This window comes from Candidatus Leptofilum sp., assembly GCF_965223525.1.
Taxonomy (GTDB): domain Bacteria; phylum Chloroflexota; class Anaerolineae; order Promineifilales; family Promineifilaceae; genus Leptofilum.
In genome coordinates this window covers 264138-287440 of the sequence record NZ_OZ245005.1, presented here as the reverse complement: position 1 = coordinate 287440, position 23303 = coordinate 264138, and the positions used below count along the sequence as shown (strand labels likewise).

Annotated in this window: 19 protein-coding genes; 13 read left to right on the top strand and 6 right to left on the bottom strand. The window is 51.9% G+C overall.

The window, feature by feature from the left end; all coding sequences use genetic code 11:
* Positions 1 to 70 precede the first annotated feature (70 nt).
* Positions 71 to 1375 carry an HlyD family secretion protein gene (locus ACOQPM_RS18370; protein ID WP_420631715.1) on the top strand — a complete coding sequence of 435 codons (1305 nt, stop codon included), beginning with the start codon at positions 71 to 73 and terminating at the stop codon, positions 1373 to 1375.
* Between the two features lie 43 nt (positions 1376 to 1418).
* Here ACOQPM_RS18370 and ACOQPM_RS18365 read toward each other — a convergent pair whose 3' ends face one another.
* Complete coding sequence (locus ACOQPM_RS18365; protein WP_420631714.1) at positions 1419 to 2171, bottom strand: endonuclease/exonuclease/phosphatase family protein; 753 nt, start codon at positions 2169 to 2171, stop codon at positions 1419 to 1421.
* 90 nt (positions 2172 to 2261) lie between these two features.
* Positions 2262 to 4124, bottom strand: a complete 1863-nt coding sequence (gene asnB, locus ACOQPM_RS18360) for an asparagine synthase (glutamine-hydrolyzing) (RefSeq protein WP_420631713.1) — start codon at positions 4122 to 4124, stop codon at positions 2262 to 2264.
* A 9-nt stretch (positions 4125 to 4133) separates the two neighbouring features.
* On the opposite strand from asnB, the gene ACOQPM_RS18355 reads away from it, so the two are divergent.
* Positions 4134 to 5822 carry an ArnT family glycosyltransferase gene (locus tag ACOQPM_RS18355; RefSeq protein ID WP_420631712.1) on the top strand — a complete coding sequence of 563 codons (1689 nt, stop codon included), beginning with the start codon at positions 4134 to 4136 and terminating at the stop codon, positions 5820 to 5822.
* A gap of 65 nt (positions 5823 to 5887) precedes the next feature.
* Here ACOQPM_RS18355 and ACOQPM_RS18350 read toward each other — a convergent pair whose 3' ends face one another.
* Positions 5888 to 6379: a lasso peptide biosynthesis protein gene (locus ACOQPM_RS18350; RefSeq protein ID WP_420631711.1), complete on the bottom strand. Its 492-nt coding sequence runs from the start codon at positions 6377 to 6379 to the stop codon at positions 5888 to 5890.
* A 6-nt stretch (positions 6380 to 6385) separates the two neighbouring features.
* Complete coding sequence (locus tag ACOQPM_RS18345; RefSeq protein ID WP_420631710.1) at positions 6386 to 6658, bottom strand: PqqD family protein; 273 nt, start codon at positions 6656 to 6658, stop codon at positions 6386 to 6388.
* A gap of 96 nt (positions 6659 to 6754) precedes the next feature.
* Here ACOQPM_RS18345 and ACOQPM_RS18340 point away from each other — a divergent pair, with 96 nt between their 5' ends.
* The 10 genes from ACOQPM_RS18340 to ACOQPM_RS18295 all read left to right on the top strand — a co-directional run bounded on the left by ACOQPM_RS18340 (position 6755) and on the right by ACOQPM_RS18295 (position 19474).
* Positions 6755 to 7672 carry a hypothetical protein gene (locus tag ACOQPM_RS18340; protein ID WP_420631709.1) on the top strand — a complete coding sequence of 306 codons (918 nt, stop codon included), beginning with the start codon at positions 6755 to 6757 and terminating at the stop codon, positions 7670 to 7672.
* Positions 7673 to 8065: 393 nt separating this feature from the next.
* A complete protein-coding gene (locus ACOQPM_RS18335; RefSeq protein WP_420631708.1) occupies positions 8066 to 11080 on the top strand; it encodes a PQQ-binding-like beta-propeller repeat protein in 3015 nt (1004 codons plus the stop codon).
* Between the two features lie 3 nt (positions 11081 to 11083).
* Positions 11084 to 12832 (top strand): DNRLRE domain-containing protein, encoded by a 1749-nt coding sequence (locus ACOQPM_RS18330; protein ID WP_420631707.1) that lies wholly within the window; start codon positions 11084 to 11086, stop codon positions 12830 to 12832.
* Positions 12833 to 12984: 152 nt separating this feature from the next.
* Positions 12985 to 13959, top strand: coding sequence for a GDP-mannose 4,6-dehydratase (gene gmd, locus ACOQPM_RS18325; RefSeq protein ID WP_420631706.1), 975 nt, complete (start codon positions 12985 to 12987; stop codon positions 13957 to 13959).
* Between the two features lie 80 nt (positions 13960 to 14039).
* Complete coding sequence (locus tag ACOQPM_RS18320) at positions 14040 to 15458, top strand: phosphoglucomutase/phosphomannomutase family protein (RefSeq protein WP_420631705.1); 1419 nt, start codon at positions 14040 to 14042, stop codon at positions 15456 to 15458.
* Between the two features lie 111 nt (positions 15459 to 15569).
* Entirely contained in the window at positions 15570 to 16031 is a 462-nt protein-coding gene (locus ACOQPM_RS18315; RefSeq protein ID WP_420631704.1) for a PaaI family thioesterase, read from the top strand.
* Position 16032: 1 nt separating this feature from the next.
* The gene (locus ACOQPM_RS18310; protein WP_420631703.1) at positions 16033 to 16812 is read left to right on the top strand and encodes a TatD family hydrolase; all 780 of its coding nucleotides are present in this window, start codon (positions 16033 to 16035) and stop codon (positions 16810 to 16812) included.
* Positions 16813 to 16867: 55 nt separating this feature from the next.
* The gene (locus tag ACOQPM_RS18305; protein ID WP_420631702.1) at positions 16868 to 17803 is read left to right on the top strand and encodes a glycosyltransferase family 2 protein; all 936 of its coding nucleotides are present in this window, start codon (positions 16868 to 16870) and stop codon (positions 17801 to 17803) included.
* A gap of 22 nt (positions 17804 to 17825) precedes the next feature.
* A complete protein-coding gene (locus ACOQPM_RS18300) occupies positions 17826 to 18170 on the top strand; it encodes a hypothetical protein (RefSeq protein ID WP_420631701.1) in 345 nt (114 codons plus the stop codon).
* Positions 18171 to 18274: 104 nt separating this feature from the next.
* Entirely contained in the window at positions 18275 to 19474 is a 1200-nt protein-coding gene (locus ACOQPM_RS18295; protein ID WP_420631700.1) for a glycosyltransferase family 4 protein, read from the top strand.
* 4 nt (positions 19475 to 19478) lie between these two features.
* On the opposite strand, the gene ACOQPM_RS18290 is transcribed toward ACOQPM_RS18295, so the two are convergent.
* Both ACOQPM_RS18290 and ACOQPM_RS18285 read right to left on the bottom strand, forming a co-directional pair.
* The gene (locus ACOQPM_RS18290) at positions 19479 to 20597 is read right to left on the bottom strand and encodes an SEC-C metal-binding domain-containing protein (protein ID WP_420631699.1); all 1119 of its coding nucleotides are present in this window, start codon (positions 20595 to 20597) and stop codon (positions 19479 to 19481) included.
* A gap of 18 nt (positions 20598 to 20615) precedes the next feature.
* A complete protein-coding gene (locus ACOQPM_RS18285; protein ID WP_420631698.1) occupies positions 20616 to 21692 on the bottom strand; it encodes a hypothetical protein in 1077 nt (358 codons plus the stop codon).
* A 399-nt stretch (positions 21693 to 22091) separates the two neighbouring features.
* Between ACOQPM_RS18285 and hemH the strand changes: the two genes are divergently transcribed.
* On the top strand, positions 22092 to 23183 hold the full coding sequence (hemH, locus tag ACOQPM_RS18280; RefSeq protein ID WP_420631697.1) for a ferrochelatase: 1092 nt from the start codon (positions 22092 to 22094) through the stop codon (positions 23181 to 23183).
* Positions 23184 to 23303 lie beyond the last annotated feature (120 nt).

Sequence of the window (23303 nt, the reverse complement as noted above, 5' to 3'; positions counted from 1 at the left end):
CAGTGGTTCTCTGTGTCTCCTCCGTGAAACTCTGTGTAACAAAATTTTGCTTACATGGATCATTATTTTATTGATAGCAAGTCCTGGAACGGCCGTTCAAGCCCAAGCCAGTAGCAATATCATTTCCGCCGAGGGGCAGGTTGTCCCGCAGGAGCAGATTGCTTTGGCTTTCCAGATTGGTGGCACCGTGGAAGCCGTTTTTGTAGCCGAAGGGGATGCAGTTCAAGCTGGCGATCCGCTGCTACAGCTAGACCCGGCAGCGGCTGAGCTTGGATTGCGGCAGGCGCAGGCGCGGCTGGCCACGGCGCAGAGTGGCTTGGCTGCGGCGCAAAACGAACAGACATTGGCAGAAGCGACCATTCAAACCACTCAGGCCCGATTAGACGTCGCGCAAGCAAATTTAGCATTGGTAGAAGCTGAGCCCCAGCCAGAGCAAATCGCTGCTGCCGCGAGCCGAGTGGCTGCTGCCGAAGCGGCCGTTACCCAAGCGATTGGTAGTCGGGATGCCGCGTTAGACATTGCAGATGCCTCTGATATTTTGGCGGCCGAAGCGGCCGTTGCCGCCGCTCAAGCAGACGTACAGCAGCTTGAGCAAGCGTACCAGGAAATTCTGGATAGCTGTTTCGACACGCCGCAAGGGGAAGTTTGCCCCCTGTTTGGCCCAGTCGAAGAGCAGACGCGGCAGCAGCTTGACGCTGCTCGCCTGAACCAGGAGGCGGCACAGGCGGCACTCGAAGCGTTGCAAAATGGAGCCACGCCCGCCCAGCAGCAGGCGGCCAATGCCCAAATCGGTGTGGCGCAGGCGAATTTGGCCATCGCCCAGGCGCAGCTGGATTTGCTGCTGGCTGGGGCTACGCCAGAACAGATTCGTCTGGCGGAAGTGGCGGTTGAGCAAGCCCAAGTGGGTGTGCAGCAAGCAGAAGTGCGAATTGATCAGGCTGTGGCGGCGGTGGCTGTGGCAGAAACGGCCGTTTCTCTAGCCGAAGCTGCGATAGAAAGTGCGGAACTGGCTTTGGAGCGCACCTTTTTACGAGCGGCGTTTGACGGCACGGTGGTTTCTGTGGCCCTAAATGAAGGCGAACTAGCGGCTCCGGGCTTTCCGGTGGTCACGCTGGCTAATTTTGGCGCGTGGCAAATCGAGACGATTGATTTGACGGAGCTGGACGTGGCCCTGGTAGCCGCAGGCGCGCCCGTGACGGTGCGGGTGGATGCACTGCCTGATGTGGAATTAGGTGGGGTTGTTACGGCCGTTGCCCTCGTCCCAAATTTGTCGCGGGGAGATGTAGTTTACACCGTGACGATTGATTTGCTGGAAACGGCCGATCTTCCCCTGCGCTGGGGCATGACGGCGTTTGTGGATATTGCCTCCCAGTAGCCGCGCTTTCTTAGCGCGAAAAAGCGAGGTTTGGAAACCTCGGCTACAAATCGAATTCGGCCAGGAGTGGGAAGTGGTCGGAGGCGTGGCGAATGGCGGGGTGGTCGGCGACGACGCGGCAGCTTTGTAGGTGGGGCAGCATGTGCTGGTCGGCGAAGATGTAGTCGTAACGGGTGGTGGGGTTGATGGTCCACCAGGTAAAGCCGTCGGCGTGGGGGTGCAGATGGCGGAAGCAATCGGTGTAGCCTGCACGCAGCAGCCGAGGGATGGCCAGCCGGAAGATTAGACGGAACTGGAGCAGCATGAGCCGTCGCATTCGCACGGGATTTTTGTGCTGCAATACGCGGTCGCCTGGCCCAATCGCGTTCAGATCGCCAATGATGAGGTGGGGCGTGGGCGACTTGGCACGAATGATTTGCAGCAGCTTCCCCACCGCCTGCCAGCGGCGAATCTCAAATGGTAATAGCAAAAATGGCAAAAAGTGGACGTTGTAGATGGTGAATGGCCCGCTGGGCAGGGCTAATTTTGCCTTCAGCACAGCTTGGGTGAGCGGCGGCTGGTTGTAAATTTGCCACTGCTGGATGGGGTAGCGGGAGAGTAGGGCGATGTGGCGTTCGCCGCTGCCATGTCCCCAGGCATGATGCCTTCCCAGCCGCTCAGCCAATATTTTGACGATGTCCTGATCGTCGGCTTCGGTTAGCCCGATCACGTCGGCATTGATGTGGGCGAGGACGGTGTGGATGCTCTCTAGCTGCTTGCGTCCGCCGAATTCGAGGTTGTAGGTGAGAATTTTCATTGGGTGATTGAGTCTTATTTGAAGTGCCAGTCACGGGACGCACAGGTGTCACAAGTGTAAATTTCCCGCCCCGTGACTGGCACTTAGATGTTAATCGCTGATCACCATGGCTTGGTGCCAGAGTTGGGTGGTGAGGATGCCGGTGAGGATGCGACTATGGTCGGCACGGCCGTTCCGATGCTCTCTCCTCAATTTTTCCACAACTTCAAAATTAAAATAGCCAGTTTCGCGTAGCGAGTTTGGCTGCAAGCATTCTTCCGCCCAAGCGGGCAGTTTTTCACTACGCCACCAGGCGGCGTGTGGTGTAGCAAGTCCTTGTTTGGCGCGGTTGGTAACGGCCGTTGGCAACAGCTCCTTCATCCCCCGGCGCAGCAAAACTTTGTTCAGCTTGGCATTAAGCTTGAAATTCGGCGGCAACTGGGCGCAAAATTCCCATAACTTACGGTCCAAAAAAGGTGGCCGCGCCTCAACCGAGTTGGCCATGCTCATTCGATCGACCTCAAAGTTAATAAAATCCACCATCCGGGTTTGGGCTTCAAGTGCAAATAATTGGTTTAGTGGATGGTAAGAATTTACCGCGGAGGGAGCGGAGAGCGCAGAGTTTTTTTCTTCTTCTCCACGTCCTCTGCGCTCTCCGCGGTTAAGAAGTTGTTGCAGAAGCGCATGCGGTGTAACTTGATGCCATAAGGCAAATCTGGCAAATGGGTCGTGGGTGGCGTGGGTGAGGACGCGTTGCCCGGCGGCGGAACCGGGCAGGGGAAGGTGGCGGAGCAGTTGGCGAATGGGTTGGGGGATGTGGAGGAACGGCCGTATCCGCCGATCCCCATCAAACCAATGGTAGCCACCCAGCAGTTCATCTGCCCCTTCGCCGGTAAGAATTACTTTGAAGCCCGCCTCGCGGCACGCTTTGTACAGCATATAGATGGGTAGGCTGGTGGCGGAGCATTGCGGTGCTTCAAGCTGGGTGATGATTTTCGGCAGCAGATTAAACGCTTCGGGGTCAAAATGCAGGGTGTGATGCTGGCTGCCGATGCGTTCGGCGACGGCTTGGGCGTAGGTAGATTCATCGTGGCTAGCAGCACTGAAAGCGATGTGGAAGGTGTGGATGGACTGGCCGCTAATTTCTGTGAGCAGGGTGGCTAATGCGCTGGAATCAATGCCGCCGCTGAGCAGGGAGCCAACGGGCACGTCGCTCATGCGCCAGGCAGCGACGGCGTCGCGCAGGTGGGCCATGAATTCCTCTAAGGCGTCAGCTTCGCTGAGTTGGCGGTAGTTGTTGTGTGCTGGGAAGGTGAGCTGCCAGTACGGCCGTATCTCACACTGCCCATTTTGCACGATGAGCATGTGAGCGGCAGGGAGTTTGTGCACGTCGGCAAACATGGTGTGGGGCGTGGGAATAAATCCATGCTGGAACAAGGCGGTGAGTGCTTGATGGTTGGTGCGTTTGGTGAGCGTGGGGAGTAGGTGGAAAAGCGGCCGTATCTCAGAAGCAAAGGCCAGTTCGTTGCCAACTTTGGCGTAGTGCAGTGGTTTGATGCCGAAGCGGTCGCGGACGAGGATGAGTTTTTGGGAACGGCCGTCCCACAGGGCAAAGGCAAACATGCCGCGCAGCCGCACAAAGGCGTCGGTACCCCACTCTCCGTAAGCGTGGACGATGGTTTCGGTATCGGTGCGGGTGCGGAACTGGTGTCCGGCGGCTTCCAGCTCTGTTCGCAGCGTGGGCGCGTTCATCACCTCGCCATTGTAGGTAATCCAGATAGTGCCATCCTCGTTGCACAATGGCTGATGGCCACGTTCCAAATCAATGATGCTGAGACGCCTCGCTGCTAGACCAACGCCATCGCCAAGAAAAATGCCCGTGTCGTCTGGCCCACGATGAAACTGGAGGTCGTTAGCCTTTTCCAGCCGTTCGCGATTGATTTTAGGAGAAAGGATTCCGGTGATGCCACACATGAATTGAGGATGGTATACAATTTGACGGCTATGGGCAAAGAAGTGGATCAAACGAAGAGAAATATCAAAGATTTCGCAAATTTTCCAGATGCTGTTTGGGTTGTCTTGTTGATCATCTCGTTTGTAACCAGCGTGGCGTATTTGCGAGTTGGGTGGGCGCGGGTGTTTTATCCGTATGCGCTGGATTTAGTGGAGGAGGGGATGGTGATGCAGGCATGGCGAGTAGCGCAGAACCTGCCCGTTTTCATCGCGCCAAATGCGGAATTTGTGCCACAAGTGTACATGCCGCTGTTTACCTTGCTGGGCGGGCAGCTGATGCGTCTGGCGGGGTTTGGCTTTTGGCCGCTGCGGTTGATTTCTTTTTTGAGTGTGGTGGGGACGGCCGTTCTCATTTTCATTATTGGCTGGCGAGAAAGTGGTAATGGAACGGCCGCATTTGTAGGCAGCGGTTTGTTCTTGGGCGGCTATCGGTTGGTGGGTAGCTGGTACGATTTGGCGCGGGTGGATGGGCTATTTACGTTTTTGAGTTTGGCGGGACTGGTGTTGTTGGTTTATGGGGGGAAAAGCGGAACACGGAGTCACACGGAGGGGGCGCGGAGGGGCACAGAGGGTTGGGTTGTTTTGGGAGCGGTTTTGCTGGGGCTAGCATTTTTGACAAAGCAGAACGGGCTGCTCTTGGCCTTCGTTGCTTTGGTCTATTTCTCTGCCACAGAGGGCACAGAGAAAAAAGAGAAATCCGTGTTGTCACGGTTTATCCGTATTCTCATCTTTTTTATTGTTCCATTTTTGATAGTTACACTGGTGCCTGTTTTGATTTTGGAAAACGTGAGTGGTGGCTGGTTTAGCTACTACGTGGTGACGATTGCCTATGCCAGTCCGCTGGATTTGGGGCGGCTGCGGAACATTTTTGTATGGGAGTTAGGGGCTGGGATGGGGGTGTTGGTGGGGTTGACGGCCGTTTTGGTAGTGCAGCGGTTGAGGAGATTGGAGATTATAGATTGGAGATTTTTTGTCTCTGGCCTCCAGTCTCTAATCTCTGCCAATCCGTGGCTGATTTTTGTGGGAACGGCCGTATTCATCTCAGTTGCAGGGCGCAGCACGGTTGGCGGCAATTTGAATAATATGCTCATCGGTTATGCCTTCCTCTGCCTAATCCCAGCCTTGTCATTCCCACGAAAGCGAGAATCCACTTTTACTGCCGGAATGGATACCCGCCTGCGCGGGTATGACATGAAAAAGTGGCTTTGGCTGGGGGCAATGCTTATTCAGTTTGGGCTGGTGACGTTTCCGTTGAATGGTGGCTTGCCACAGCAATTTTTGCCGACGGCCGAAATGCGGACGGCGGGCGATTCATTAGTGGCGCGGGTAGAAGCTGAACCGAGTGAGGTGTGGCTGTTGATGCACCCGAATGTGGCGGTGCGGGCAGGAAAACGGCCGTATACCCACCTACAAACCCTTTGGCACGCCCGTCAGCGCGGGGCTGACCCTTTGCCACCAGATTTAGTTGCGCTAATCGAGCAGCGGCAGTTTGCCCAAATCATCTCCGATGAAAGTGACTTTTTTGAGACAGAGCCAGCTTTTTTGGAACTGTTGCTGACCCATTACAAAGTTGCGGAAACGCTGCCACCAGAACAATCACCACCCACTTTGAATGATCCGGTGATACGGCCGTTAACCATCTACACCCCCCGAAAATAAAAATTCCGCGACAGAGATCACAGAGGGAGAAGAGAAAATCTGCGCCAATCTGTATAATCTGCGGATTATTTCTTCGCCTCAGGCCAGCGCAGCATGACAGTGTACCCTTGCCAATTTTCGTCGTCTTCGTGGTACGGCCGTTCCCCCAAAACCAACCACGCGTGACCCGCAATCTTTTTCTTGTCCGGCGTTTCACCGGGTGCAAATTTGGCTCCGAACAGCACCGTGACGGGCACTTTAAGTTCGTGTAAATAGCGATAACGGAGGAGAGATCGGCGCAGACAAAGCCCCAGCGGTGAGCGTCTGTCTAGCAGGGCGGCGAGATCGGCTAGTTGGCGGGTTTTGGTTTCTGGTGGGAGGGGAAACGGCCGTTCCACCTGCATCGTTTCCAGTTCAGCCATTGCCCGAGGGAGTGGTTGTTTGAGGAGCGTGGGAAGTTGCTGACCCAGCGACCGCATTTCGGTTAATAGTTTGCGGTGATGGGCGTTGGCCAGCAAGCTAGGTAGCAGGTGCAGTCCCAATGACCAGTGGCGTAGGCGAGTCAGAAAAGCACGCATGAACGATTATTGAATAATGATCAAATCGTCTTTGGCCATTTCATTGGCTAGTTCCAGCAAATCATCCACCACTATGCTCGTTTCTACTTCGTATTTGGCAGCGATGATGGTGGCGTGCTGCTCGATGGTTTGAACCCCATCGAGCATTTCCCAAAACTCGGTACCTACTTCGTTAAGAGAAAAGTAGGTGCCGGTGTTGATGTCTATCAGAATGGCCTCGTCCGCCACCACTTCAAAGGTTACATTTTCGGCGCGTTGGAGGATGGAATCTTTATTCAATGGTTTCTCCCATAAAATATAATTGGGTAATTAGGCAATTTGATCAGCCAATTACCCAATTACTTCTTATAGTCATATACTTTTTGCATGAACACAATGCGATGGCAATTTCATGATCTAATTATCGAAGGGAATGCGGATGATGCAACTTTGTGGCAAGGTTGGTTGAATTCATTTGGTTCCTTGCGGGTGAGCACGGCCGTTCCCAATCTCACGGTTACTTTCAAAACGGCCGTCACCGTTCCAGAGCCGCCCAATCGCCCCCCAGATTTTCAGCAAGGTGATTTGCTGCACTATTTTGTAGAGGGTGATCAAGTGATTGCCCATTTTCCCAAATACGGTCAACTACATCTGGATTTGGCGAGTGGGCAAACGGTGGGCAAAGTAGTTGCTGCCGCTGGCAAAACCTACGCAATTTTAGAAGATTTGATTGCCATCAGCCTCTCGCCCCATTTACGCCGCCGTCAAAAGTTTTTGCTGCACGCTTTTGCCGCTGCGTATGGTGGCCAGGCAGTGCTTTTGGTCGGTGGCATCGGTGCGGGCAAAACAACAACAGGGCTGTCGCTGTTGAATGCAGGCTGGCAGTTGCTTTCCAATGATTCGCCGATTGTGGTGAAGAACGGCCGTATCCAACAATACCCCGGTGTGCTGGCAGCCTACCCAGAATCGTTTGCCCATTTTGGATTGGCAATGAGTAGTTCAGGCGGGAACGGCCGTCAAAAAATCAGCGTAACGGCCGAATCCATCTGGCCAGACGTGTGGCTAGATGAAGCACCCGTCCACACCATCTGCTTCCCCCAAATTGAAGATCGCACCGACCATGCCCTGACCCCACTGCCTAAACCGGCTGCGCTAACGCGCCTGCTGCCCCATGCTGTGGAGCAGTGGGATAAAGCCATGATTCCTGCACATTTGCAAACCTTGCGTCAGCTTGTGGAGGCGGCTCCAGCATACATTTTGCACCTATCCCCGGACATTTTAACCATCCCCCACACGATCCAAACCATTTTCTAACACCACCAATATTCCCGGTAGGGGCAGGCACGGAGGCCTGCCCCTACATCAACTGGCTCGTTCCACGCAAGGCGTCGAATGACCTCTCCTGACGCTCCTCGTCTTGGAACGCAGAGCGTTCCTATTGCATTCCCACGCGGAACGTGGGAACGAGAAAAACGGGTCAGGGAACAGGATTCGCTAATTTCTGACAAAACCTCTAACAAAGAGCGTGAACGGGGCGTGAATAGGTACCAGTTAGGACTTTCGCACTATTGAATCACGGGGGCCGATCTGTTGAAATGTATCCGTCTGAGCCAACCTTGGGAGAGGTGGACTCCAAAGAAGCCCATTTGATGGTGAAGAAGAAAATTTATGCTTGGCAAAACTGTGTCGCCGAGCAGGAGTACTGTTATGAACCTTGCCAGTGTGAAGAAGCGAATCATCTTTTTGTTAACAGGATTTCCCATTTTATTGGGATTGATATTGATGGGGCAGCCAGGGGAAACGGCCGTAACCCTAGTTTCAGCAGGCAGTGCCGAATGGCCGATGGTGGCTGCCAATCCACAGCGCACCTCCTGGACGCCAGAAGAAGTTGGCGGCCAACTCCGCGCTGAATGGTACAAACCGTTCGAGGCATTTATTCCCCCACATGTACAAATCATTGCCGCCAACAACACCCTCTACATCTCTACCGCGAGTGGCCTCTATGCTATTGACTCTACAACTGGTGCAGAAAAGTGGGTCTACGCCACCGAAATGCCGCTGGGCCATTCCCCCACCATCCACAACGGTGTGGCCTATGTGGGTGGCCTAGACAACAAAATCCACGCCATTGACGTCAATTCTGGCCTGGGCTTGTGGACGTTTAGCGGCAGCGGCGGCTTTGAAACCAATCCGCTCATCATTGATGACACGCTCTACGCAGGCAGCCGGGACGGGAACATGTATGCCATCACCATTTCTGGTGCTAACACTGGCCAACTGGATTGGAGTTACCAGACGGGTGGCCCCATTTTGTATTCAGCCGCTTACAACAATGGCACGCTTTACTTTGCTTCAAACGACGGCTTTGCCTACGCGCTAAATGCCAGCAATGGCAGCCTAGTATGGAAGTCTGCTAAGCTGCCGGGGGCTGGCTTTTACTCGTACTGGCCCGTCATTTATGAAGATAAGGTGATCTTTTCTGGCAGCAATGCGTACAGCACGGCCGTTTCCTGGCCAGGTAGCGGGCAGTTGGTAAAGCTAGAGCTGCAAGAGCTATACACCGACCAAGGCATCCCGCCGGGTAGCACCATCGGCGGCATTAGCACCGCAGCGGGGGATTGGGCATCCGGCACGCCCACCATCAACGCCAATCGCATCTACGACTACTTTGATGACAAGCCGTGGCGGCGCACTGTTTTTGTGCTGAACCAAGCCAATGGCGCAGAAACAACAACCGCCCCCGTTTTGTGGACAGGCACCGCCAGCGGTACGCGCTACCCGCCCGTCATCGGAGCCGATGGCGTCCTGTACCAGCAAAATAATTACACATCAGATGCTTCGATTGCGCGTGGGCACATTTCCGGCTGGCAGCCAGACAATCCCTACATTACCAACATCAGTGGCGATGTAGCGGCTGTGGATGAACCACACGCTGCTTCCGGTGGGGGAAACATCATCTACTGGAACCTGTGCTGCGATAGGCAATCTGGCGCGGTGAACATCACTCAGCCCAACAGCAGCTTCCCCAATGGCGGCGTAGACCCCAACCGCGAGTGGATTTATTACGGCTACAATCTACTCACCTGGGCACCGGGCTATAACTCGCTGTTTTACGCCGCCCAGCCGGATAATTACACCAAGCCGTACTCCAATTTTGGCACGGTCAACGGCGTCTATGGCTTTCATGGGGATGTCTCGCCGCCGATTCCGTATAACGGCCGTGTCTACATCTTACGCAGCAATACCGTCATGGCTTTCTCTACTGGCGCCAACGGGGCCACCGGGTTGCCGCTGGCCACCAAGCGATTCCCGCCGCCAGCCAACATGGATATTCCCGACCAGGATGAACTGATCGCGGAGCTGGAAGCTGAAATTACAAAAATTGTTGAAGCAGGCCATCTGCGGCCAGGGTTTATGAGCCACGGCCTGCTCGATAACAGCGCAGGCAACACCTGCGGCGACGACCTGGTAGATTACTGGAGCAATCCGGCCGACACACTGTACACCTTGCTGATGGCGCTGCCCCATCTTTCCTCAGGATTGCAACAGACGGTGCGGGCTTATTTGCAGGATGAGTACACTAATTATCCGCCATACCAATACAACCACATGGGCTGGAACAGCGGTGCGCCCCGCGAAGCATACAACATGCCTCCGGAAATTGCGGGCAGCTTAACCGGGCCAGAAAACAAGAATTTCACGCTGGAAAACAATGGTGGTTGGGGCGGCGAAGGCATCTGGGGGCGCAACCCGTTTGCCTGGTATGCCCTCTGGAAATACGCTGAGGAGTTCGGCAATGCCAACGCTGTTTGGTCAGCAAGCCAGGCGGCTTTCTTTGAAGAATTTAACCAGCAGCCGTCTGACACGCTGCTGCTCAACATGCCGCTGATTCACAATGCTTACATTGCTGGCTACATTGGCTATCTGGAACTGGAGCAGCTTGCTGGTCAGCCCCAATCTAACAACGTGAATAATGAGCTGAACCGCCTGCTTGCCCTTCGGGCTAACAATTTCAGCAAAGACACAGCTTACCAGTTAGTGTCTCAGGGCGGACCTTACTGCCGCACGCTGAATGTGGCTAGCAACTTCATCTACCTGGTGCCTGAATTGGCTGAGTATTTGCGTAACAATGCGCTGAGTGATGTGAATGACGCTTTGGCAGAGTATGAAACGGTTGCGCCGTACTGGTTTGTCACTTTCTTCTCTGGTGCCTATGCCGAAAATGCGATTGTGCCGCTGTATGACGCACATTCCATCTTTATGGCCAAAGCGCTCATTCTGGAAGCTACTGGAGATGAATTGGCGCAATATTTGGATGAACCGGGCTTTGCCACGGGCGATCTGTTCCATATTCAAAAGTTATCAGCCGCAATTGAAAATCAAGTCTACGGCTTCTCGCTGTCGGCCAATCCGGTGGTAGCCAATGTAGATTCTGGCGAAAGCTTCGACTTTGAGATTTCGGTGGTGGGTACGGGTGGTTTTGTTGCCCCTGTGACAATTCAGGTGGCAGAAGGCTACAGTGAGCTGGTAGCCAGCCCCACTTCAACTAACATCAATCCCCCTGGCTCCGTTACGGTAACGCTGGATGACAATACAAGTGGCAACCAAGCGCTGTGGTATTTGGTCAACGTGACGGCAACGGGGGACGGCGTTGAAAAATCAATTGAGCTGCGCCTTCTGGTTAACGGTACTGAAGCATTCTTACCCATTGTGCGGCGATAAACAATGAAAAGTGAAAACGTGAAAAACACAAAACTGTTTTTGTTCTTGTTGCTGTTCCTGCTAATTGGATTGGTTTTAGAGAGTGGATCGAGAGATACGGCCGTTCGTGCCAACCCATTAGGCGCAGCCACAACCCCCCGAATCAACATTCCATTTACAACGGCCGTTGAGCCAGACATCCCCGCCGCAGAGAGAGCCATTTTGTGGTACGGGGAAGTGGGGCCGACGACCCAAAGCTATACCGACGTGCGGATCATTTACAACAGCGAAAAGCTGCACGTTGTTTTCCACATCATTGATCGGTTCATGTATTATGATCCGTCGCCCACGGCCGCAGAGATGCCCAACTGGGACGCCGCCACGCTGCACCTGGATTTGGATGGCAACAGCGGCGGTGCGCCGGACAGTAGCAGCTATCGCTTCATTGGCCAGCTAGATGCGCTAAACGCCAACCAGCAAGACCAAAGACCCGCCTACGATTTTGCCTATGTGGGCAATGGGTCTGGCTGGACGGAGATGGATTTGGCATTTGAAACGGCCGTTGGCACCCAAACCACCACCGGACTCAACAACCAGGAAGACGACGCAGGCTGGAACATCACCTTCCGCATTCCCTGGAGCAGCCTAGGGCTGAGTGGCCCACCGACTCAAGGCACTGTCTGGGGGCTGGGGCTGACCACCCACGATGAAGACGGCACTGCCCACGAAGACCGCTACTGGCCAGAGGGGCTGAACAGCACCAGCCCCACCACTTGGGGAGAAATGCACTTTGGCTTGCCCAGCTATACACCTCCCAGCGGCGTGATTGGCAGCAACACCGCCACCATTCGCCACGGCGAAAATGGCGCAGATGTGCCGGATGGACACGTTGGCGGGGCGACCAACTGCGGCGGCTTCCCGCCGCTGTGGAACACCTGGGGTAACTTCAATTACGCAGGTGACTTCCAAATCAACATCCAAAATCAGTGGAATTTGGGGGATTGGGGCTGCTTCTCTAAATATTACGTCACTTTTCCGCTAGATGCCTTGCCTGCTGGTCAAGCAATCGTCTCAGCAGATCTAACAATGTACCATTTCGGCAACTCGCTTCCCTCCGAGGCGCAGCCGTCGCTGATTCAGGTATTTACGGTAGATGAGGATTGGAACGAGAACACGCTGGTGTGGAACAACGCTCCGCGAGCGGTGGAAAATGTGGCCCGTACTTGGGTTGATCCGTTACCAATTGGCGGAGATGGTCAATTTATCACTTGGGATTTAAGTGCGGCCGTAGCCGAAGCGTACGAGAATGGACAACCACTGCGCCTGGCACTTTACTCGGCAGACAGCGCTCGCCACAGCGGAAAATATTTTGGTTCTTCCGAGACCTTTGTGCCAGACCGCCGCCCGACGCTGGAGATTACCTACGGTTCGGCGTATGGGTTTGCGGTGGCGGTGGATCAGGTGGTGCAAACGGCCGTTCCCGGCAATTCTGCCCAGTATGAGCTAACGGTTACGCCAACGGGTGGGTTTAATACGGCCGTTACCTTTCAAGCCGACAGCGTGCCGCCCGGCGTTTCAGTCAACATTCCGGCTGGCAGCATCACGCCGCCAGGCAGCAAAACCATCACCATCACCCACAACGATGCTGGGCAAACGACGGGCGGCCTGTACAGCGTCCCCATCACTGTCAGCGGCGATGGCATTGAGCGCACCGTGACGCTCTACCTGCTGGTAAATGGTTCGCAAACCTTCCTGCCCATCGTCCAGCGCTGATAGCTAAATAATTGCCAATTTACCTTTACTACAAAGAGGCGATTGCCCAGCGCAATCGTCTCTTTTGGTTTACGCAACCCAACGGCTAGGCTATAATCCTCTCGCTCAATTGATAGCAAACCAACGAACAAAATAACGTTTAGGAAGGTCATATGCCCAAAGCATTAATTACAGGAATTACAGGTCAGGATGGTTCTTATCTGGCCGAATTTTTGCTCGAACGCGGGTACGACATCATTGGCATGGTGCGGCGTACCAGTACAATCAATTTTCACCGAATTGCCCACATTCAAGATCAAGTCACATTGGTGCCTGGCGATTTGGGTGATCAGGTTTCCATGATTCATCTGCTGGAAGAGCATCGCCCCGACGAAGTTTACAATCTGGCTGCCCAATCCTTTGTGCAAACAAGCTGGAACCAGCCCGTTTTCACAGGAGACGTGACGGCTCTTGGCGTGACGCGCCTGCTAGATGCCATCCGCTTTGTAGACCCCAAAATACGCTACTACCAGGCCAGCTCTAGCGAAATGTTTGGCAAGGTAGTAGAGGTTCCCCAACGTGAAACAACGCCCTTTTATCCACGCAGTCCGTATGGCGTGGCTAAAGTGTATGGCCATTGGATCACCATCAACTACCGCGAAAGTTACGATATGCACGCGACCTCCGGCATTTTGTTTAATCACGAGTCACCGCGTCGGGGCCTGGAATTTGTGACGCGCAAAATTACGCATCACGTCGCCCAAATCAAGCTCGGCCTCACGGATGAGTTGCGCTTAGGCAATTTGGATGCCCGCAGAGATTGGGGCTTTGCTGGCGACTATGTAAAGGCGATGTGGCTCATGCTTCAGCAAGACCAGCCAGATGATTTTGTAATCGCCACAGGCGAAACGCACTCCGTTGAAGAGTTCCTCGATGTGGCTTTCGGCCATGTCAATCTTGATTGGCACGATTATGTGGTGCAGGATGAACGGTTCATGCGCCCCGCCGAAGTTGATTTGCTGGTTGGCGATCCCAGCAAGGCGGGTGAAAGACTCGGTTGGGAACCGGCCGTTTCCTTTGAGCAGTTAGTACAAATGATGGTTGACGCAGACATCAAATTATTGCAGGCTGGCCGGGTAGCAGTTTAATAAATTTAGCCTCCCGCAGGTTTGTCTTAAGCGCTAACTTGTATGGGAAGCCTGCGGGAGGTTGCACTCAGGAGAACAAAATGACGACGATTAAATTTGGAACAGATGGCTGGCGCGGCCGTATTGCTGAAGAGTATACGTTTGACAATGTGCGCTGCTGTACGCAGGGGTTTGCCAATTTTTTACACACTGAAGGATTGGCCGAAAAGGGAGTCGTGATTGGCTACGATAAGCGATTCCAGGCGGAATTTTTTGCGGCAACGGCCGCAGAAGTGATGGCGGCCAACGGTATCCACGTTTGGCTAACCGAGACCGCGACCCCCACGCCCACCATCTCCTACGCAGTGGTAGATAAGCAGGCGGCTGGTGCCATTAACATCACCGCCAGCCATAATCCACCTTGGGATTGCGGCTTTAAGGTGCGAGATGTGAATGGCGGGGCGATTCCTCCCCATGATTTGAAGAAGATTGAGGCAGAAATACCAGGGATTACGGCCGTAAAAACCACCAAGCTCGAAGCCGCCAAAAAGCAGGGGCTGGTTGAGATTTTCGACGCCGCCCCCGCCTACATCGCCCAGCTAAATCGGCTGGTAGATATCGAAGCGATTAAAGAGGCTGGCTTCACAATTTTGGTAGATTGCATGTGGGGCAACGGCGCTGGCTGGTTCCCGCGGCTGCTGGCTGGTGGCAAAACCACCGTGAAAGAAGTCCACAACGAGCGCAACCCAATTTTCCCCTACATGACCCGCCCTGAACCGATTCCGCCCAACGTAGATCACGGTCTGAGCTTTGCCCAGGAAGCGGGAGCCGACGTAGTCATCATCAACGACGGCGATGCGGATCGCGTGGGTTTTGGCGATGAAAACGGTAACTTCATGGATCAGCTACGCGTGTACGGTCTGATGGGTTACTACTTGCTGGAGGTACGCGGCGAACGTGGGCCCATTGTTAAAACAGTCTCTACTACCAAAATGCTCAACAAGCTGGGCAAGCTGTACGATGTGCCTGTGCATGAAACGGGCGTGGGCTTCAAATACATCGCCCCTAAAATGGTAGAAGTAGACGCGCTGATTGGTGGCGAAGAGAGCGGCGGCTATGCGTTCCAGGGGCATGTGCCAGAGCGGGATGGTATTTTGGCTGGGTTGTTCATGCTGGACATGATGATGAAAACGGGCAAGAAGCCATCGGAACTGCTGGCGGCTTTGTTTGATAAGGTGGGGGCACATTTTTACAACCGCATTGACACCTATTTTGACGCCGAGCGTAAGGCAGAAATCCAAAACAACGTGGCCAGTGCCCGCCCCGATACCATTGGCGGTTTGAAGGTGACGGAGATCGTGACGATTGACGGCCACCAATTTGTGATGGAAGACGGCGGTTGGCTGCTGGTGCGCTTTAGCGGCACGGAGCCTGTCATTCGCGTTTACTGCGAAACGACTTATGAGGACAAGGTGCAGGCCATCCTGGAGGATGGGATGAAGCTGGCGGGTTTGCGCTAGAATTATTTAACCACGAATAGAACGAATCTCTCGAATGACACGAATATTATAAAAAGATTCGTGTCATTCGTTTATTCGATAAATTCGTGATTTGTTTTTTGTTGGTGAAAGATGAAAGCGTTTCAGGATTATTACCCGGAAGATACGAGCTACTGTTATGGTTGCGGCCGTTTGAACGAAAGCGGCCTGCAAATAAAAAGCTACTGGGATGGCGAGCAGTCGGTGGCACGGTTTGTGCCGCGCCCGGAGCACATGGCCGTGCCAGGTTATGTGTACGGCGGGTTGCTGGCTTCGCTGATTGATTGCCACGGGACGGGAACGGCCGCTGCCGCTGCTGCCCGTGCCGAAGACCGAGATATTGACTCTGAGCCGCCTGTGCGCTTTGTTACCGGATCGCTAAAAGTAGATTATTTACGCCCCACGCCGTTGGGGCCAGAGTTGGAGCTTCGTGGTACGGTGCGAGAAATTAAGCCGCGCAAAGTAGTTGTGGCAATTGATTTGCTGGCGGAAGGCGAAGTTTGCGTGCGGGGCGAAGTGATTGCCGTGCGTTTGCCAGAAAATTGGGGCAAATAGATTGCTCATAGACACCCACTGCCATCTGGATTTTGACCGTTTTGATGCAGACCGAGACGCAATTGTGCAGCGTGCAACGGATGCTGGCGTGTTGCAAATTATTGTGCCTGCGCTGGACTTGCAAAATTGCCGCACTGTTTTGGCACTGGCAGAAAAGTATAACGGCATTTTTGCGGCCGTCGGTGTTCATCCGAACTCATCGGCGGGGTGGCAGGATAGCTGGATTGGCGTGCTGCGTGATTTAGCGCAACATTCCAAAGTGGTGGCGATTGGCGAAATTGGTTTGGATTATTACTGGGACAAATCACCGAAGGAGGTACAGAAGCGAGCGTTGGGTTTGCAGCTTGAGTTAGCGGCTGAATTAAACTTACCCGTGATTATTCACAACCGGGAATCGAGTGTGGACGTAATTCAGATGTTGGCGGACTCCCCGCTGGTGGGGCGTGAGAACCCTGGTGTGCTGCACTCATTTTCTGGCGATTGGGAAACGGCCGTTGCCGCCCTCGATCTTGGTTACTATTTAGGATTTACCGGCCCTGTCACCTTCAAAAAAGCAGGTGACCTGCGCGAGATTGCTAAAAAAGTGCCGGATGACCGCATTTTGGTGGAGACAGATGCGCCGTTCTTGACGCCGCACCCATACCGGGGCAAGCGGAACGAACCGGCTTACGTCGCGTATGTAGCCGAACGGTTGGCACAGGAACGTGGTGTGGAAACGGTCGTCTTTGCCCAGCAAACCAATGAAAACGCCAGGAGGCTTTTTCCAATAATCGGTAATTAGTAAACAGTAATCCGTATCCGATTACCGTTCACCGATTACCGTTCACGGATTACCGATGACCAAACCCGACTTGTCGATCATCATTGTTAGCTGGAACGTGCGGGCGTTGCTGGCAAATTGCCTGCGCTCTGTGCTGGCGCAGACGGGGCTGACGTTACAAATCATTGTGGTAGATAGTGCTTCGTCGGATGGCAGCCCAGAGATAGTGGCGGAAAAGTTTCCACAGGTTGAATTGGTTGCTTGCCAGCAGAATGTTGGCTTTCCGCGTGGGAATAATTTGGGGCTGGAACGGGCTAACGGCCGTACCATCCTTCTCCTCAACCCCGACACCATTGTTCACGAGGATGCGCTGGCCAAGATGGTGACTTACCTGGAGCAAAATCCGCAGGTGGGCGTGGTGGGGCCGCAACTGTTGAATGAGGACGGCACGGTGCAATCGTCCCGCCGCCGCTTTCCCACGCTGCGTACCGCCTTTTTTGAGAGTACCTGGTTGCAACCATATGCGCCGCAATCTGTTTTAGATGATTATTATGTGCGAGATGTTGGTGATGCGGAAACGGCCGTTGTAGATTGGGTGATGGGCGCTTGTTTGCTAACGCGGCAAGAGGTGGTTCAGCAAGTGGGCGGCCTAGATGAAGCCTACTTCATGTACTCCGAAGAGCTAGATTACTGTCGTAGGATTCACGAAGCGGGCTGGCAAGTGGTATACTATCCGCAAGTGCAAGTAACACACCTATCTGGCAAGAGCAGCGAGCAGGCGGTAACGCACCGACACATCAACTTTAATCGCGCCAAATTACGCTACTTTCGCAAATATCACGGCCGTTTTGCGGCAACAATTTTGCGACTGTTTTTATTGGCAAGCTATGGTTGGCAGTTAAGTTTGGAGGCCATTAAGGGAGCAGTGGGGCATAAACGGCAGTTGCGCTGGCAGCGGGTAAAAGCCTACTGGATGGTTTTACGTTCTGGGCTACGACCAGCAGGGTATTGAAACATTTTCTTGAGGTGACAGAATGAAAAAGAAGGTTACGCTGGAATTATCAGCCACAGATTACAATTTACTGAAGCAAATTGCCGATGCCTGTAAGTGGCCCATCGAAGAGGTCGTCGTGCAATGTATTAAAAGCGGTATGCCCCCTTCGCTCAGTAAAGTGCCAGCCGCCTTCCATAAAGATCTGTTGAGCCTTAACGCTCTGAGTGACAAAGCGTTGATGAGCGTGGTAGACGGCAAGCTGCCCTCGCCTGAAGGCAAAGGGCAGCTTTACAAAAAAGCAGACTTTGTCTCACTGCGCCGCACTTATGCACTCTCTCTATTGCGCTGGCGCGGCCACCCCATTGAGCATTACGAACTGTTCTAAACGGCTACTATTGTTTCTATTTTTGATTGTTTTTCAAAGATTACGCAGATTGCTCAGATTTTTTATCTGTTGAATTTGCGTAATTTTTGATTTTATACAGAAATATGGGTTTGAAGATTGGGTTGGTAACAGGGGAATTCCCACCGATGGAGGGGGGTGTGGGGGCATTTACGGCCGAATTGGCCAAAGCATTGCACCAACTGGGTCACACCGTCCACATCATCACCAGCCGGGAAGCCCGTCCGCCAGACGCACCACGTACATTCACCTCGGCTCTGGAACCAATTGCCATTGACTTTGCCCAGCTGCATCCTCGGCTGAACCGCTGGCGCTGGCCATCGCTGGCCGTCATTGCCGATATTGTGCTGCGACATGAGCTGGATGTGGTGAACATCCAATACCAGCCAGCAGCTTACAATATGAACAGCGCGGCGATTAATTTTCTTCCCTGGCGGCTGAAAAATGTGGCGAAAACGGCCGTTACTTTCCACGATCTTCGGGTACCTTACTTGTTCCCCAAAGCTGGGCGGCTGCGGCAAACGGCCGTAAACTTCCTGGCACGCTCAGCAAATGGCGTCATCACCACCAACCCCGCCGACCACCAATCTCTAATCTCCAATCTCCAATCTCCTGTCGTAAACATTCCTATCGGCAGTAACATCACCGCCCACACCACCAACCACATCGAAATTGACGAAATTCGCAGTCGCCTGGGGCTTAAACCTCCGGCTGTGTTGTTGGGCTATTTTGGATTTTTGAATGAGAGCAAAGGGGCGGATGTGTTAATTGAGGCGTTGGCGCAGCTAGATGGCCGTTTCCATCTCATCTTCATCGGCGGGCAAACTGGTGCTAGCGACAATGCCAACAACCAGGCATTTTTAGACGGCCTGCGGAGGCAAATTGAGAGCCTGGGGCTAAATGAGCGGGTGCATTGGACTGGCTTTTTAAGCGATGCGCGGGTGTCGGCCCACTTGCAGGCGGCAGACATGCTGGTGATGCCGTACCGGGATGGTGCCTCCCTGCGGCGCGGTACGCTGATGGCGGCGTTGGCACACGGCCGTCCGCTCATCACCACCACGCCCACGACACCGACGCCGCAGCTGCAATCCGGCGAAACTTGCTACTTGGTGCCTGTGGGAGGTGTGGGGTCATTGGCAACGGCCGTTCAAACCCTCACCAACGACGAAGAATTGCGAGAAAAATTAGGGCATGGGGCGGCTAAGTTAGCGGATCAGTTTAGCTGGGAGAAGATTGCGGCGGAAACGGCCGTGTTTTTCCAGACCTTACTTAGTAATGGTTTCTAAAAATTTATTTTTTAGAAGCGCAACACTTTTTGTATTTTAGCCCACTACCACAGGGACAAGGATCATTTCGCCGCACTTTTTTATCTGAGGCAGATGTGAGTTTTTTTCTTGTTACACCCAAATCGTAACTCTCTGGTGAATAGCTCATATGGAATGAATATATTGTTGGGTCTGTTTCCTTAACGACTGGTATAAGTAACGGGTCTATTTTTAAACCATTTCGCACTACTTGTACTTGGGGAGGATTCTTGAGGTACGAAACAAGATCTTTGACTGTTGGCTTTTCAGAGCTTCTGATATGTCCAACTGTCGCAATGGCTTCTCCTTCGACAAAAGCTTCTATCTCGTTTTTGGAAAAGTAGCGTTTGAGACAAAATATGTCTGTTACGATTACATCATTTACATGCCATCCAGTGAAATGCGGGTTGTTTGTGACCGCGATTAACTTTATATCGTTGGCAACTTCTTCCGGCAATAGTAAGTCGCATGCAGCATTGCTAAAAGTAGCCCAGTTATTCAAAATAGCAGCTTTACGTGTAACTAACTGGTCAATGGCCTTTTGAATTTGTTGTTTTGCTTGAAAGGCATCGTATGGATAATATATTGACTTTCTACATTTGACCTCGATTAATATGAGGGTTTTTTCCCACCATATAACCAAATCACATTCGATTTCTTGAGATTCATTACTTATAAACTTAACATTTTGTTGAACTTTGAGTTTGGGTATATTCAATAGGTACTCGAATAGATCCTGCTCAAGTACCTTTCCCCGCTTGTCAAAGAGAGGTGCATTCCATTCCGATATGAAATTTTCAGCAGCACGCACTGGATTGCCATTAGAAATTAAGGCTGGTGATAGGAATAAAAGACCTTTGCCCGCTTTAATAAGCGGAGTATCCCAAATCTCAATGTATCGCAATTTAGGGTTGAAGGTAATCAAATCAATGAATGTTGCACAGATTTCACTATCATATTCTGTGTTTTGAGAGAGGAAATCTGCAAGTGCGATAGCTTCAATTAGTATTATTTTTTGCAATGGTGATTGTGTATCAAAATTTGGAAATTTGGCTCTTAAATGCATATGTAAAACTGTAGCAATTATTCTTAGTACGCTGATCAAATTCCAATAAACTGCCCACTATATATGTTTTTTTCTGCTCCCAACTTGAACTAAATCAATGATTTTTTGAAAATAGGCAATTTGAAAAATAGTCTCCCAATAAAATTTATCCCAAAGGTTACTTGTCACTTTCTTGAAGATCTGTGAGTCAAGCTCGATCTTCCACGGCTTGCCAACTTTGGGTAGGTTTATGTTATTAGCAAGTTTGCTTAAAATGTCATAGTTGTCGCTAAAAGATTGGTCTAAGCCAGCTGATAAACTGAAACTTGAAATTTCTGCAAAAATAAATTGGGCTCGAATGCCCCCAATCTCAAATCGGATTTGCTCTTCTTCATCTTTGGGAATAAACAGAATTTCATTTTCCATACCCTTTATTTTGATTGCGCGCCAGCCAAAGTATTTTGTTTTTGCCCACAGATCTTTGTATCTTCTCCATATGCTTGCAAGGGTGACTAATTTGGAAAATTCGATATCTTCATAAGGAGTTCTATTTATCTTGATTTCTCCCCAATAATCTGTGCGGTACCGATAGATCGAATACGCCAAGATGAGTTGAAGATTTTCACAGTGTTCTTCATATCCTGCTACGACATTCGTCATTGGACCATTAAAAACCGTATCTATTTCATCGCTTAAAAGAAATCTAGTGTCATGATATCCATTCTTGCCGGTTATTTTGCTGGACCGATCCAATGCAATGTCAGTTTGATCTTCTAGAAATCCTACAATACGAGCGATTAGATTAATGACAGGTTTTTCCCATACATTCAGGCTGTTAAGACTTTTGGAAATTGATGAAAATGAAATATTTAGTGTAAGCAAGGGATAAAGAAGATTTGTAAAACCGTCAAGTGGAAACCCTGGTTCCGCCATTGCGTAAGCCAGGCCTTCTAATAATATTGGTAAAATCTCTGCTAACTCTGTGTTTCTTTGATCGGCATCAGGGATAATATTATTTATATGAAGAAGCGTTATCCATCTATCTGGTTCTAATTTAGATAGCGTTGCTAGGGCTTCTCCTATTTGCTGTGGGTTATTATTTCTTAGAGCAGTATCAATTAAATTCAATACTTCTTGTGTGTTGGTTACATTCATCTTCAATCATCCGTCAAGAATCTATTACCTTATTGAGGATATAGTCAGTTGTTGAAAAATTGAATTCTGTTTTGAGTGTTGTCTAACTAACAAAAAGAGAAAATTCCTTCAAAATAGTTTAAAGGAATATGCAATATCTCTCAAGCTTTTCCATGTTCCAGTAAGAGTGATCTTAACCCTATATGATGAGGCCGAACTTCAGGGAACACTGTGCTCTTTTTAGACATTCAAGCCTGTTTACTATCATGGTCATGTGGAATTTATGACATTCCTCCTTTGTTTCTAATTGTGGTTGACGCCTCCTTTTACTCTGAGTAGAATAGCCAAAAATGGGTAGATTTGCATAGAATTAATCACAATTGTGACGGTTTATTGTCACAATTTGCGAAGAGGACAGGGATGGGAAAGTACATCGGACGAGCGGCTTATGACCATGAACAGCCGCAGCGGATTGGCATATTGCTGGTGAATTTGGGAACGCCAGAGGAACCAACAGCAAAAGCGTTACGGCCGTACCTGCGCCAATTCCTCGGTGATCCGCGCGTCATTGAATGGCCCGCCTGGTTGTGGAAACCAATTTTACACGGCATCATCCTCAATGTGCGCCCTAAAAAGTCTGCCAAGCTGTACGAATCCATCTGGACGAAAGACGGAGCGCCGCTGCTAATTTATTCGCAGAATATTGCCGACAAGCTACAGACGAACTTGCAGGAAGCCTGCGGCGACACGATTCGAGTAACATTGGCGATGCGATACGGCCGTCCATCCATCGCAGAAAAATTGGCAGAGTTCCGCGCCGCCAACGTCCAGCGCATTTTGGTTTTGCCGCTCTTTCCGCAATATTCCGCCACTACCACCGCTACCATTTACGACATAGTGTTTGACGAACTGCGCCGCTACCGCTGGATGCCGGAGCTTCGCACTGTGACGGGCTACCATGACAACCCCCTGTACATCCAGGCTCTGGCAGATTCGATTCAGGCGTTTTGGGCGGAGAACGGCCGCTCCGTCAAGCTACTCTACTCCTTCCACGGCATCCCCAAAAGTTACGCTGAAAAAGGCGACCCCTATCAATCCTTTTGCCAAAAAACAGCAAAGCTCGTTTCCGAAAAGTTGGGATTGAGCCAAGAGGAATACCAGGTTTGCTTTCAATCCCGCTTTGGCCCAGAAGAGTGGCTGCAACCATACACCGACAAAACGCTGGTGCAGTGGGCGGAGGATGGTCTGGAAAGCGTGGATACGATCTGCCCCGGCTTTGCCGTGGACTGTTTGGAGACGCTGGAAGAGATGGCGGTGGAAAATCGGGATGGCTTTTTAGAGGGGGGCGGCCAGCAATATCAATACATTCCCTGCCTCAACGACAGCGATGCTCAAATTGCATTATTTACGGCTCTGGCACAGCAGCATTTGCAAGGATGGGCAGTGCCACCAGAGAAGCTCCCTGCTGACCATCAGAACGGTTCCGGGGTGAAAGCGGACGTATTTCCCTAAGAATCTGAAAAAGCCACAGGCTTGTGCTGAGCGCAGCCGAAGCAGGAAAAAGAGAAATCTGAGAGACAAACCGTCGCCTCAAAACTCTCTGTGTTCTCTGTGGCTAATATTCGGATAGGA

Bases quoted from the DNA above. Each gene is read 5' to 3' on its own strand.
- ACOQPM_RS18350 (WP_420631711.1), bottom strand. From the start codon at position 6,379: ATGCGTGCTTTTCTGACTCGCCTACGCCACTGGTCATTGGGACTGCAC.
- ACOQPM_RS18335 (WP_420631708.1), top strand. From the start codon at position 8,066: ATGAACCTTGCCAGTGTGAAGAAGCGAATCATCTTTTTGTTAACAGGA.
- ACOQPM_RS18365 (WP_420631714.1), bottom strand. From the start codon at position 2,171: ATGAAAATTCTCACCTACAACCTCGAATTCGGCGGACGCAAGCAGCTA.
- ACOQPM_RS18315 (WP_420631704.1), top strand. From the start codon at position 15,570: ATGAAAGCGTTTCAGGATTATTACCCGGAAGATACGAGCTACTGTTAT.
- ACOQPM_RS18330 (WP_420631707.1), top strand. From the start codon at position 11,084: ATGAAAAGTGAAAACGTGAAAAACACAAAACTGTTTTTGTTCTTGTTG.
- ACOQPM_RS18305 (WP_420631702.1), top strand. From the start codon at position 16,868: ATGACCAAACCCGACTTGTCGATCATCATTGTTAGCTGGAACGTGCGG.
- ACOQPM_RS18320 (WP_420631705.1), top strand. From the start codon at position 14,040: ATGACGACGATTAAATTTGGAACAGATGGCTGGCGCGGCCGTATTGCT.
- ACOQPM_RS18300 (WP_420631701.1), top strand. From the start codon at position 17,826: ATGAAAAAGAAGGTTACGCTGGAATTATCAGCCACAGATTACAATTTA.
- ACOQPM_RS18340 (WP_420631709.1), top strand. From the start codon at position 6,755: ATGCGATGGCAATTTCATGATCTAATTATCGAAGGGAATGCGGATGAT.
- asnB (WP_420631713.1), bottom strand. From the start codon at position 4,124: ATGTGTGGCATCACCGGAATCCTTTCTCCTAAAATCAATCGCGAACGG.
- gmd (WP_420631706.1), top strand. From the start codon at position 12,985: ATGCCCAAAGCATTAATTACAGGAATTACAGGTCAGGATGGTTCTTAT.
- ACOQPM_RS18285 (WP_420631698.1), bottom strand. From the start codon at position 21,692: ATGAATGTAACCAACACACAAGAAGTATTGAATTTAATTGATACTGCT.
- ACOQPM_RS18295 (WP_420631700.1), top strand. From the start codon at position 18,275: ATGGGTTTGAAGATTGGGTTGGTAACAGGGGAATTCCCACCGATGGAG.
- ACOQPM_RS18355 (WP_420631712.1), top strand. From the start codon at position 4,134: ATGGTATACAATTTGACGGCTATGGGCAAAGAAGTGGATCAAACGAAG.
- hemH (WP_420631697.1), top strand. From the start codon at position 22,092: ATGGGAAAGTACATCGGACGAGCGGCTTATGACCATGAACAGCCGCAG.